This is a genomic window from Variovorax sp. 01T439_2 (assembly GCF_056398445.1).
The window spans coordinates 1-8,087 of the sequence record NZ_JBFTPJ010000553.1; the positions used below are offsets into that span (position 1 = coordinate 1).

General features: G+C 66.7%; 9 protein-coding genes and 1 pseudogene. 2 read left to right on the top strand and 8 right to left on the bottom strand.

The features are described 5' to 3' along the window. Window positions 1–80: 80 nt before the first annotated feature. The 8 genes and pseudogenes from AC1DOC_RS22990 to AC1DOC_RS23025 all read right to left on the bottom strand — a co-directional run bounded on the left by AC1DOC_RS22990 (window position 81) and on the right by AC1DOC_RS23025 (window position 7,228). Window positions 81–662, bottom strand: coding sequence for a hypothetical protein (locus tag AC1DOC_RS22990; RefSeq protein ID WP_012747463.1), 582 nt, complete (start codon window positions 660–662; stop codon window positions 81–83). A 222-nt stretch (window positions 663–884) separates the two neighbouring features. After that, window positions 885–1,115, bottom strand: coding sequence for a hypothetical protein (locus AC1DOC_RS22995; RefSeq protein ID WP_012747462.1), 231 nt, complete (start codon window positions 1,113–1,115; stop codon window positions 885–887). Further along, complete coding sequence (locus AC1DOC_RS23000; RefSeq protein WP_012747461.1) at window positions 1,102–1,470, bottom strand: hypothetical protein; 369 nt, start codon at window positions 1,468–1,470, stop codon at window positions 1,102–1,104. Before AC1DOC_RS23000 ends, AC1DOC_RS22995 begins: the two co-directional genes overlap by 14 nt. Window positions 1,471–1,502: 32 nt before the next feature. Then, window positions 1,503–2,136 (bottom strand): annotated as a pseudogene (locus AC1DOC_RS23005) (DUF6999 family protein). Further along, complete coding sequence (locus AC1DOC_RS23010; protein WP_018906107.1) at window positions 2,120–4,063, bottom strand: StlD/DarB family beta-ketosynthase; 1,944 nt, start codon at window positions 4,061–4,063, stop codon at window positions 2,120–2,122. Before AC1DOC_RS23010 ends, AC1DOC_RS23005 begins: the two are co-directional and overlap by 17 nt. Window positions 4,064–4,107: 44 nt before the next feature. Then, on the bottom strand, window positions 4,108–4,872 hold the full coding sequence (locus AC1DOC_RS23015; RefSeq protein WP_478130552.1) for a fatty acid desaturase: 765 nt from the start codon (window positions 4,870–4,872) through the stop codon (window positions 4,108–4,110). Beyond that, window positions 4,856–5,644, bottom strand: a complete 789-nt coding sequence (locus AC1DOC_RS23020) for a sterol desaturase family protein (protein WP_018906109.1) — start codon at window positions 5,642–5,644, stop codon at window positions 4,856–4,858. Before AC1DOC_RS23020 ends, AC1DOC_RS23015 begins: the two co-directional genes overlap by 17 nt. A gap of 9 nt (window positions 5,645–5,653) precedes the next feature. After that, window positions 5,654–7,228: a phospholipase D family protein gene (locus AC1DOC_RS23025; RefSeq protein WP_018906110.1), complete on the bottom strand. Its 1,575-nt coding sequence runs from the start codon at window positions 7,226–7,228 to the stop codon at window positions 5,654–5,656. A gap of 44 nt (window positions 7,229–7,272) precedes the next feature. On the opposite strand from AC1DOC_RS23025, the gene AC1DOC_RS23030 reads away from it, so the two are divergent. Both AC1DOC_RS23030 and AC1DOC_RS23035 read left to right on the top strand, forming a co-directional pair. Continuing rightward, a complete protein-coding gene (locus tag AC1DOC_RS23030) occupies window positions 7,273–7,833 on the top strand; it encodes a peroxiredoxin (RefSeq protein ID WP_012747455.1) in 561 nt (186 codons plus the stop codon). A gap of 20 nt (window positions 7,834–7,853) precedes the next feature. After that, window positions 7,854–8,087: aldehyde dehydrogenase family protein (locus AC1DOC_RS23035; RefSeq protein ID WP_478130553.1), on the top strand; the 234-nt coding region annotated here is incomplete at its 3' end.

Here is an 8,087-nt window from a genome sequence, read left to right on the forward strand (position 1 = left end):
CAGGACAGCAGCCTGTCGGCACGCTGGCTCGAGAACAACCGCGCACACTACACGCCGGTAGGCGCGGCGGCCGAGGCTCTTCAGTAGAAACTGGCCCTGTGGCTGGGAGGAGTGGCGGCGGCTCGCTGTTCGGGGCGCATTGCCAGGTCGTGCAGGGTGTCGAAGTCCGAAGGGGCATCCGGAATGCGCATCACGGTTTCCTGTTCGGTCAGCGACGCCACCCAGAGGCCCGCGGCCGAGTCGGCGGGCTCGTCGTTGGCGAAGGTGCCGTCGCGGATGTAGAGGGTTTCGCCGTCGGGGCGTTCGGCGTGCAATTCGATCAGGCGCGAAATCGAAAAGTTGTAGGTCACCAGCTTTTCGCGCGTCAGGCGGTCCTTGCCGCCGCAATTGAACGAGCCTTCCGCCGCAATGACGATGCAGGAGCCCTCCACGCCCTCGTCGACATGGCTTCCGGTGCGCCAGACGGCGTTCGGAAGGCGCGCGCGCACCTTGTCGATCACCAGGTCGCGCTGCTTGTTGAGGCTGCCCAGCGGCGGAACCAGCGAGCGCAATTGGCGCAGGCGCTCCGCAAAGATGTTGTCCATGAGGAATTCCACATGGTGCGTCGCACTGCCGGAGGAACGCTTGACCACCTGCATGACCACGTGGCGCGACTTGTTCATTGCAGATTCCTTCCGCAAATCGCCCGGCACTGGGCGTTATTGCACATACACAAAATCATTTGCCGTCGACTACAAATTAGAACTTTTGACTAACGCAATAAATGCATCAATTGTGTCTAACTGTATATCCATTGCAGGCGATTTGGAAAGAAAATCTGCAATTCTCACGCTCGGGCATGTCGCCAAGGCGTCGCGCCGCCATGCTAGGCCCGCGAATCCGGCTTATTCGAGCGATTCGTCGAGCGCCTTGCACGAGGGCGCGCAAACGGTCTGCGACTTGCCCAGCACCTGGCGGGTGCGCAATTGCGACCGTACGCGGTGCTTTCCGCACATGAAGCAGGACATGGTGGCCCCGCTGAACGACGCCGAAGCGCGGAACGGAGAGCCCGGCGCCTTCGATTTGTAACGCAGGCCATCGGCCACAACGGCGGTCTTGACCTCAGCTTTGGCCATCGGCTTTGTCCTTTTTCGGTTCGGTGTTGCGCATGGCGCGTGCAATGGCTTCTCTCGCGCTGACTTCGGCCGCAAGCGCCGTGTCGAGCGCCGAGCGGCAGAGGCCGGCATGTTGGTAATTGAGGTTTTCGTAGACCTCGGCGGCGGCAGGATAGGCGTCGAGCAGACGCCCCAGGTCGGCGCCGGGTTCAACGTCGTTGAATTCGTGCACCAGGTGTTCTACCACCGAGCGGTACTGCTCGGCGCCTACGGGGACGGCGCTGTGCTCAAGCCGCTCCAGCAGTTGAGCCAGCACGTGGGTCACTGCCAGATCGGTCTTGGAAGACGGATTATGGGTCGTGTTCATGGATTGCATCTGGGGGCAGCATACGCTTATGCAAGTGGCTGCTACGGCGTGGGGGTTGCCCCCTGCGCGGCCTGCATGCGCCGCAGCAGGCTGTGCAGCATCTCCGTCGACAGCCCGTGAATGACCAGCCGGTGCCCGGCCCGCAGGGTCGAAAGCGGCACCAGCGGATGCTTGTTGTTCACCAGGATGAGGTGCTCGGGGGCGCCCAGCAAGGTGGCCGCGTAGATGCCGATGGTTTCGTCCAGCTGCAGCGAATTGGCGGCGCGCCAGAAGTCGTTGTCGGTCAGCATCAGCTGGTACAGCGGCGTGAAAAGCTCGATGGYGCTCTGCAGGTCGAGAAAGTTGAGCCTGCCGCGCGGCATGTCCGAAAGCCGCAGGCCCGGGTCTCTGATCATCGAAAAATCGACCTCGGGCGCCTTGGCCAGCACCAGCCCCTTGTCGCGCAGCGCCTGGTTCAGCCGGATCACGAAGTTGAAGAGATTCAGGTCGTGCTTCAGGAAGGTCTCGTCCTTGAGCGCATCGATGTCGGCCGGCTCCAGCGGCGAGGTGCCCACGGGTACCGGCGAATTGCGGCCGATGAAGCCCAGCACTGCTCTGGTCCAGGTAGAGCGCGAGCCAGGGACTGGGGTCGCGCTCGTCGTGACCCTGCGCAAGAAAATCAGGCGTTCGGCTCATGGGGCATCCGCTGTGTAATGTGCTGAAACTGCACCAGGTACAGCGCGGCCGTGTGGCGCGCCGTGTCGATGATCTGGCGGGCCGCCCGGCCCCGGCCTTCGGCGCCCTCGCCGCCTTCCACGGCCATCACCATCTCGACCGCGGCGAGCCAGCGGTTCAGGTGGTTCTCGTCGTTGTGGCCGTGGTATTCGAGAAAGCGGAAGGCGTCGGGCGGCAGCTTCAGGCCGGCCTTGATCAGCGGCAGCAGCGCGGGAACGATGCGCTGGCCCGTGCCCTCGATGATGTAGATCGCGCCCAGCAGGCCGATCGGGTTGCGCGTGGCGGCCAGGCCGTGCAGGTAGGCATTGAGCGCCTCTCCGCCAGGGTTGCGGCGCAGATCGTCGATCCGCTCGACGGTGCCGCCGGCCTTGCGGTAGTCGCTGAAGAGAATGTTGAAGTCGTCCTGCTCCTCGCCCGCGTGCACGTCGATCAGCGCGGCCAGCGCCTGATAGGGCCCCGTCAGCGAAGCGGCGCCTTCGCGCATCCAGCGGCTGCCTTCGCGCACCTGCGGGATCCACTGCTCCATCCAGTTCAGGTAGTCGGGCAAGGCAAGGCGGCGCTCGCGGATCTGGCGGATCAGCGGCGTGCGCCAGGCGCGCGAGCGGTAGTCGTGCCAGATGCCGGCCAGTTCGGTCAGCAGCGCGCCGAGGCCTTCGGGCGCGGCGGCCGGGTCGTGCGGCGGAGCGATCGCGGCTTCTTCGTCCGGGGCCGCGTCGGCCGTGGTGCGCGGAACGGCCACCGCCCGGGTGGGCACCTCGGCCGCCTCGACCTCCAGCAGCATGTAGGCGGCCATGAAGCGCCCCGATTCCGGCACGTAGCAGAAGATCTGTTCGCCCGGCTTCAGCGCCTTGGAGTGCAGGAACTCCGACAGCATGACCAGGATCGACGCAGCCCCCGTATTGCCGCGCCAAGCCAGGTTGCTCCACCAGCGCTCGCGCGGAATGGCGAGGTCGGCCTTGGCCATCAGGTCCTCGACCACGGGAATGAATTTCTCCGACGAGTAGTGGCACAGGAAATGGTCGATCCGCTTCGGATCGAGCCATCCGCCCTGCACCAGTGTTGCGTATTCATGAATGCCGATGTCGAACAGGTGCGGCAGCAGGCGGATGTCCTGCCGCAGCGACAAGGCACCCGCCGCCTCCGCTTCGGCCCACGAGCCAAAATCGAGATGGCCGCGCGCGCGGTCCTCGGTCAGGCCCAGCTGCATGCAAACCGGGTAGTCCCCCGAGAACGCGCGCTGGTGCACCCACTTGAGCCGCAGGCGCAGCCCCGGGTTGCCGGCCAGCGCAGGTGCACCGTCCGACAGCAGCAGCGCGCCCGCACCGTCGGAGAGCATCCAGCGCAGGAAGTGCGAATCGAAGTCGGTCTCGTAGCCACGCGCAGCGAAGCGCGAGCGCTTGAAAAGCCGCGAGGGCATTTCGCTGGCCACCGCGAGCGCGCTGCGGTGTGCCCCCAGCTCGATGCCCTGCGCGGCCGACTGGATGGCCGACACGCCCGCAGCGCAGATGCCGTGCACCGACAGCGTTTCCATGGGCGGCGCCGCCAGTTCGCCCTGGATCATGTTGGCGAAACCGGGCATCAGCGTGTCGCCGCCCGAAGAGCCGCTGGCCAGCAGCGACACGCGCGACAGCTCGGCGCCGCCGCGCCGCAGGCAGTCGCGGATCGCGCCGGCCGCCAGCTGCGCATTGGTGTGGCGCGTCATGCCCTCCTCGTCGATCGCATAGTGCCGCGTGAGGATGCCGTTCTCGGCCAGGATGCGCCGCTTGATGCGCTCGGACATCCGGTTGAGCGGCGCGATGTAGGCATCCATGCGCTCGTTGGGAATGGGCTCGCCGGGCATGAAGTAGCCGGCGCTCTCGATATAGACGCGTTGGAATGGGACGGGCATGGTTCAGTGGGTTGGAGACTCGGGCGGCACGGGCACGGACGGCATCAGCGGGCGGCTGCGAAAACGCGGCCACAGCGCCCCGAGCACGAACACGCGAACCATGTAGGGCACCAGTCCCTGCTCGTTGAGCGCGGGATCGACCTGCGCGCGGTAGCGCGTGCGATGCAGCTGCGTGAGCTCGGGTCGGCATGTGCGTGCTGCAGATAGTTGGTGGCCAGCAGCCAGTGCAGCCCGTGCAGCTGCGGCACGATCACCAGCAGCAGGGCCTTGCGCCAGTCGAGCAGCAGCAGCGCGCTCCAGCTGCCGAGCCACAGGGCGTACTGCGYCATGCAGTAGCGCCAGGGTCCGGGCCGGTGCCTGCGAAGCTGGCCGAGCCAGCCGAAGAACACCGGCACCAGCACCCACACGGCCTGGAACGGATGCAGCAGGTAGCCCCGCAGATGGTTGGTGTCGCCGCCGAAGCGGTAGGTGCGCGCCACGTCCCGCGGCCCGTGCCGGTGGCGATGGTGGTTGGCCACATGCGCCGGCCAGAAGACGAAGGTCGGATGCCCCTGCAGCAGCGTGATCCAGAAGTCGGTGAACCGGTTCATGCGCCGCCCGCGCCACATGCGCAGATGCACGTGGTTGTGGTGGATCACGCCCACGCCCAGCGTCAGGAACAGCATCGGCGCATAGAGCAGCACGGCAAAGCCGTGCACCCACTGCCATGCCGCCAGCGCCGGGAGCGCCGCCAGGTACGCCAGGCTCTGCCAGTCGCGGCCATGGCGAAGGCGCGCCGGCCAGCGCGGCGCCTCAGGCCGGCGTGCCATGCTGCGGTTGGCGTTGCTGCTTCTCGCGGAAGGCCAGGAACTGCGGCTCGGCCGCGTCGGCGGCAATGCGCGTGCCGAACAACCGGTCCATGAAAGTGAACTGGAAGCCGTAGTTGCCGCCGTGGCAGGCGTGGTGCAAATGGTGCCGGCGGCTTGCGGCAAACCAGTGGCCGTACGACGCCCGCGGAAAGAAGTCGTAGTTCGAGTGCCCGATGCTGTTGAAGAACAGGCTGAACAGCGGCACCGACGCGAGCGACCAGAAGCTGAAGTCGTGCAGCAGCATCGGCAGCAGGATCACGTTGCCGAGCATGGCCGCCTCGATCGGATGGAAGCTGTACGTCGCCCATGGCGTGGTCACGACCGAGCGGTGGTGCGGCCCGTGAAAGCGCCGCAGCCAGCGCGTGTGCAGCAGCCGATGGTTGAACCAGAAATGAACGTCGTTCCAGATCGCGAGCACCAGGATTTCAGCCGCGACCTGGCGCCAGCCCGCGTCGGCATCGAGCCGCGCCCAGCCCAGCTGGAGCAAGCCCCACGGAAACACCATGCCCAGCCCGAACACGAGCACCGACACGCCCGACTGCGCCAGTTCGCGGCGCAGCTGCCCCGGCTGCAGCGGCCGCGGGTCGAGCACGCGCCCGATGCCGAGCGCGGGCAGCACCCGCCGGGCCAGCAGCCAGTTGAGGGCGCCGAATCCCAGGTAGATGCCGCCGAAAAAAATCAGCCCCCAGCACATCACCTGGAGGGCCGACAACGAAATGAAGCTTTGCGCCATCCCCCGAGGCTACAGCAGCATTTCGGGAACCAGGGGCGCAATGATCAGGTTGTGGAGCCGCTGGAAGAAGCTCGATTCCGGCTCCGACGTGAGGATGACTTCCTTCTCGCCATCGGTGGTGAGCCACTGCAGCGTGCCGGTGTCCTTGGCAATGCGCAGCCGGTACGAATTCTGCAGCTTGCTGATGTTGATGACGCGCAGCATCTCGCGCGCCAGCTGCGGGCTGTCGACCACCACGCCCATCTCGGTGTTCTGGCTCGCCGAGCGCGGATCGAGGTTCATCGAGCCGATGAAGATGCGGGTCTTGTCGATGGCGGCGGTCTTGGAGTGCAGCCGCCCCAGCGATTTGCCGAACATGCCGAAGCGCTCGCCCGCGGTGGTGCGCTGCGGGCTCAGCTCGTACAGGTCGGCACCGCTCCTGAGCAGCCGCTCGCGGTAGCGCGCATAGCCGGTGTGCACCAGCGGCTCGTCGTTGGCGGCCAGCGAATTGGTCAAGAGCGTGAGCTTGACGTTGCGCCTGGCGAGGTCCTCGAAGGCCGCCATGCCGCGCTCGCCGGGCACCAGGTAGGGCGAGGTCAGGTCGACCTCGACCTTGGCGTCCATCAGCAGCGTCCAGACCTTCATGGTCACGCTGGTGGCAATGGCCTCGTCCTCGGTCATCGTTGCGGGCTTGGTGGGCGGATCGGCAATCGCGCGGGCCTCGCCCCACAGCAGGCCCATGCGGCCGCCATCGAGTTCTTCCGCGATTGGCCCGTAGCCCAGCACGTCGGACGGCGGCAGCACGATCTTCGGCGGCGGCGCGGCCATGCCGATCCAGGCGTCGAAGTCGGCGGCCGTGGGCGTGCGGCCGCCCTCCCCGCGCACGATGTCGGCAATGGGCCAGACCTGCTCGCTGTTCCAGTAGGCGTCGAAGATCGATTCGAGCTGCGGCAGCACCTTGCCCACCACCAGCGCGTCCATGTCGATGAAGTTCTGCGCCTCGCTCAGCACGAAATACTCGTCGGCGATGTTGCGCCCGCCCACCACCGCCATGACGCCGTCGGCGATGAAGAGCTTGTTGTGCATGCGGTGGTTGAGCCGCCCGATCTCGTGCGGCGAGGCCGCGAAGCGCGAGAGAAAACCGCCGCGTCCGCAGCAGAACGGATTGAACAGCCGCACCTGCACATTGGGCGTGGCGGAAAGCGCGAGCAGCGGCTGCTGGCTCTTGACTGTGTAGAGATCGTCCACCAGCAGCCGCACCTGCACCCCGCGCCCGGCCGCCTCGCGCAGCGCGCGCATCAGGAGGCGGCCGGTGGCGTCGTTCTCGAACTGGTAGTACTGGACCACCAGCGAGCGCTGGGCGCGCTCTGCCAGCTGCACGCGCGCGTCGAGCGAATAGACGCCGAGCGGCATCAGCCGGAAGCCCGAATGCTCGCCCGGCGGCGTCGAGGCGGCTGCGATGCGTGCCAGCGTGGTGGACGGATCGGCCGCGGCGGCGTTCACCGCCGCCCGCTCGCGCGCCGGCGGCAGCGAGCCGCACGCCGCCAGCGCCGCAGCCATGGCGCCGGCAAGACAGATACGCAGAAGTGGGGTCCAGAGGTTCATGATGGCATCCTAGAATTCGTTTCACCCCTGCTCGGAGTTACACCATGGCAAGACCGATCCTCTCACGCATTGCCCTGATGTCGGTCGCCGCCGGGCTGGCACTGCCCGCCTGGGCTGCACTGGACATCGGCGATCCGGTGCCCAAGTTCACCGCCAACGCCGCGCTCGGCGGCAAGACCTTCCGCTATTCGCTGGCCGAGGCGCTGGCCAAGGGCCCGGTGGTGGTGTACTTCTTTCCGGCGGCCGACTCCAGCGATTGTTCGATCGAAGCGCATGCCTTCGCCGAAGCCGTCGACCAGTTCGCCGCGCTCGGCGCCACGGTCATCGGCGTGTCGGCCGACGACATCGACACCCTCTCCAAGTTCTCGGTCAAGTCGTGCCAGAGCCGCTTTCCCGTGGCTTCGGACGAATCCAAATCCGTGATCAACGGCTTCGACGCCCTGATGCAGACCCGGCCCGACTTCGCCAACCGCCTGTCCTATGTGATCGCGCCGAACGGCAAGGTGGCCTATTACTACCAGAACCTGAATCCGGACAAGCACGTGGAGCGCATGCTCAACGCGGTCCGGGCGCTGCCGCGGCCGGGCGCAGGCGCACCCCGGTAGCGGGTGCAAAATCCCGTCCCATGCAACTCAACTTCATCGCCAACGCCGACGTCCCGTCATCCTCCGGCCGCACCCTGCAGGTGCTCGACCCCTCCGACGGCCAGCCTTTCGACGAAATCCAGCGCAGCAATGCCGCCGACATCGATTCCGCCGTGCGCGCGGCGCGCGACTGCTTCGAGGGCGTCTGGCACAAGGTGAGCGCGGCCGACCGCGGCCGCCTGCTTTACAAGCTCTCGCAGAAGGTTGCCGAGCAC

Bases quoted from the DNA above. Each gene is read 5' to 3' on its own strand.
- AC1DOC_RS22990 (WP_012747463.1), bottom strand. From the start codon at position 662: ATGAACAAGTCGCGCCACGTGGTCATGCAGGTGGTCAAGCGTTCCTCC.
- AC1DOC_RS22995 (WP_012747462.1), bottom strand. From the start codon at position 1,115: ATGGCCAAAGCTGAGGTCAAGACCGCCGTTGTGGCCGATGGCCTGCGT.
- AC1DOC_RS23000 (WP_012747461.1), bottom strand. From the start codon at position 1,470: ATGCAATCCATGAACACGACCCATAATCCGTCTTCCAAGACCGATCTG.
- AC1DOC_RS23010 (WP_018906107.1), bottom strand. From the start codon at position 4,063: ATGCCCGTCCCATTCCAACGCGTCTATATCGAGAGCGCCGGCTACTTC.
- AC1DOC_RS23020 (WP_018906109.1), bottom strand. From the start codon at position 5,644: ATGGCGCAAAGCTTCATTTCGTTGTCGGCCCTCCAGGTGATGTGCTGG.
- AC1DOC_RS23025 (WP_018906110.1), bottom strand. From the start codon at position 7,228: ATGAACCTCTGGACCCCACTTCTGCGTATCTGTCTTGCCGGCGCCATG.
- AC1DOC_RS23030 (WP_012747455.1), top strand. From the start codon at position 7,273: ATGGCAAGACCGATCCTCTCACGCATTGCCCTGATGTCGGTCGCCGCC.